Annotated in this window: 3 protein-coding genes; all 3 read right to left on the bottom strand. The window is 66.2% G+C overall.

All coding sequences use genetic code 11. The features are described 5' to 3' along the window. Positions 1-35: 35 nt before the first annotated feature. Positions 36-1,106 carry a hypothetical protein gene (locus KAZ48_11655; GenBank protein ID MBP7973446.1) on the bottom strand — a complete coding sequence of 357 codons (1,071 nt, stop codon included), beginning with the start codon at positions 1,104-1,106 and terminating at the stop codon, positions 36-38. 85 nt (positions 1,107-1,191) lie between these two features. Next, on the bottom strand, positions 1,192-1,794 hold the full coding sequence (locus KAZ48_11660; GenBank protein ID MBP7973447.1) for a GNAT family N-acetyltransferase: 603 nt from the start codon (positions 1,792-1,794) through the stop codon (positions 1,192-1,194). A 16-nt stretch (positions 1,795-1,810) separates the two neighbouring features. Beyond that, the coding region (locus KAZ48_11665) for a hypothetical protein (GenBank protein ID MBP7973448.1) at positions 1,811-2,956 on the bottom strand (1,146 nt) is incomplete at its 5' end.

A 2,956-nucleotide genomic window follows, 5' to 3' on the forward strand; every position in this document is an offset into this window, starting at 1 on the left:
CGGTTAAGGCGGGATCGTCAGGATACCCCGCAGGGTCAGTCGTTGACTGCGCGGCGGTGGGAGTAGTGGGAGTCGTCATCGACGGCCGCAGCGGGAACGTCCACAAAGGCGTCGAGGCCGAGCTCGGCTTCGGCATCAATGCCCGGGGCACGGAGAGCGTCCACCTGTTCCATCATCCGCTCCGAGGTCCAGTCCCCACGAGCCGACGAGTCGATGTTGCGCGGCATGGGGGTGGCGCGCCTGCTGTCGACGTAGGTCGGCAGCGGCGCCTCGACCGGCTCCCACGAGCCGTTGGCGGCCACACTGGCGCGACGCTCGGAGACCTCAGCAGTGCTCAGTACGCGAACATCCGTCGACTCATCGAGGTCTGCAACACCAGTGCTCTGGCGTCCGGCGGCCGACCGATCAACGTGGCGACGGGCGGAGCGTCGGCGATCACGGGCATCCCCTTGGCTCCTGCGGCCAGCGGCTGACCGCGTGGTCGAACCGCGGGTGGTGCGGCGTTCGCGTCCCTCGGCTTGCTGGCCGGCAGTGGCGTTTGCAACGTCATCGCGACGGGCTCGGCGAGCGGTGGCCAACCGAGCAACCTCGGCCTGGCGGCGCGAGACGTACCAGAAGGCACCGAGCGCCACCGGCGACAGCAGCGCGATCATCAACGGCATGATGCCCATGACGAGCAGCACCACCGAGATCAGACTGAGGGCCACCAAGACTTGCTGGACTTGGCGGCGGCGGCGCGAAGCCGTCTCGCGGACTCGGATCTGCGAGCGAACCCGACGGGCGTCGATGACTTCCTGCTCGTCGATGCTGCCGACGAACGGGTCGACACCGAGGTCGAGGTGCTGGTCGATGGCGTTGGCGCCGTCGGCGTCCACGGCGACCCGATCGTGGACGCGGGTGCGGGCACCGGAAACCACGACGTCAACGTCATGCTTGGCCCGACTGACTCCGCGGGCAGCACGACGACGCTCGAGGGTTCGCATGGCGCGGTGGAAAGTGAGCGTGGTGCGGTGTTCGGAATTGCGTTCATGGCGCCGCAGCCACTGGGGAACCAGGACGACCGCCCAGAGAACGATGACTGCTGCGTAAACAAGGCCGGTGAGCACAGCGTCAGCGTAGGAGAGACGCCCACCCGGATGGCACCTCATTTGTGCGTGTTCGGTCCAAATTTCGAACGAATGATGATCACTTCTACGAGATCGGTCCCGGTCCGCCGGGAACGGGGTTCTGCGCGCGCTGTAGGCGGTTGATCAAACCAGCCGGAACCTCTTCGGCCGTGACCGCATACGACAGGTGGTCACGCCACTGACCGTTGATGTGCAGGTAGCGCTCGCGCAGGCCCTCGTAGCGCAGTCCAAGCTTCTCAACGACGCGGCGGCTGGCCACGTTTTCGGGGCGAATGTTCACCTCAATGCGGTGCATTTCCAGCTGCTGGAAGCAGAAATCAATGCCCATGGCCAGGGCGGTCGGGGCGATCCCACGACCGGCGACTCGCTGGTCCACCCAGTAACCCGCGTGCGCGCACCGCAATGACCCGGCCGCGATGCCACCGATCGTCAACTGACCAACGATGCCGCTGTTCTCGGTGATGACCCACGGAATCGTCCGACCCGCTCGTGCCTCGGCCCGCAGCGCCCGAACCATGGCTGAGAAGGTCGGCGGAATGTCGGCCCCGCCGATTGGCGAGGTCGCATCCCACTGGTTGAGCCAGTTCCGATTACGCAGCCGCACCGAACGCCACTCGGATGCGTCCCGAAGCCGGATGAGCCGCAGCCCAAGCGGTCCAGACGTGATGCTGTAGTCCACTTTGTCAGCCGCGATCCAGCCGAATGAGCCCCACCTGATCTCCGGCAGTCAGCTCGGTGCGGTCCTCTGGAACAACCATGAGTGCGTTCGCCTCGCGCATCCACACCGCGGACGGGCCTCGAGCCACGAGTGGTGTGGCGGCTACCCGACCGCGCGAATCCAGGTCAGGATCGACGACCGCTGGAATGAATCGACGCAGACGCTTGGAGTTGTTGATCGGTGCGGAGGTCACGGCCCGCTCAATGGGTCGAAAGACGTCGGCCCGGCCCGCCAACGTCCTGATCAGCGGCCGAACAAATACCTCAAAGTTGATCAATGCGGTCGCCGAATCTCGCGGTAGCACGATCACCGGCACGTGGTCTGCCCCGAGTGTCCCGAATGCGACGACCGAGCCTGGATCGATCGCCGCGAAGGTGAAGTCAACACTGCCCATGGACGCGAGCGCATCGACGACTGGTCCAGCCGGTTGATTGCCGGAGGTGTAGGTGTTGGCGACGACGACGATCAGATCGGCCCGCACCAGTTGGTCCTCCACCACCAACGTGAGGGTGCGCACGTCATCGGCGGCTGGCTGCGCACGGAATGCATCAGCACCGGCCAGCAGCGCCGCCGCGGTGAGCATCGGGCCGTTGATGTCGTGGGACTGCCCATCCAACAGCGCGCGGCCGGACTCGGCCAGGTCATCGCCGACGGGAATGATCACGACGCGCGGTCGAGGGTAAATCCGTGCGCGCGAGTACCCGGCTGCGACGATCGCCGCAACCTCGCGCTCGCCCACCAGCGCGCCAGCCGGCGCGACAACCTGACCAGGTGCCAGACCCGACCCGGCAGGTCGTGCCACTGCTGGCGTCCCGACTGTGTGTGGACCGAAACCGTCGGCACCTTCGGTGGTGATGACGCGAACCGTTTCTTGCCCCACGGCTACTGCCGAACCTCCTGGCTGACCGGCCACACCCGGCGGTGCGGGCATCCCTGTCACCGCTGCGTACTCACCGCCGGGACCGTGTGCGACCACGTCTGCGGCCAGCACGCAGCCAAGGGTGTCCAACAGCGGAACGTCCAACGGGGCCAGCCGCGGAGCGTGCCCGAGGATCAACTGCAACTGCTGCTCGACGGTTCTCATGAAGAATCCGTCTGCTCGTTGACAAAG

It is taken from the genome of Candidatus Nanopelagicales bacterium (genome assembly GCA_018003655.1).
Lineage (GTDB): Bacteria > Actinomycetota > Actinomycetes > S36-B12 > UBA10799 > JAGNDY01.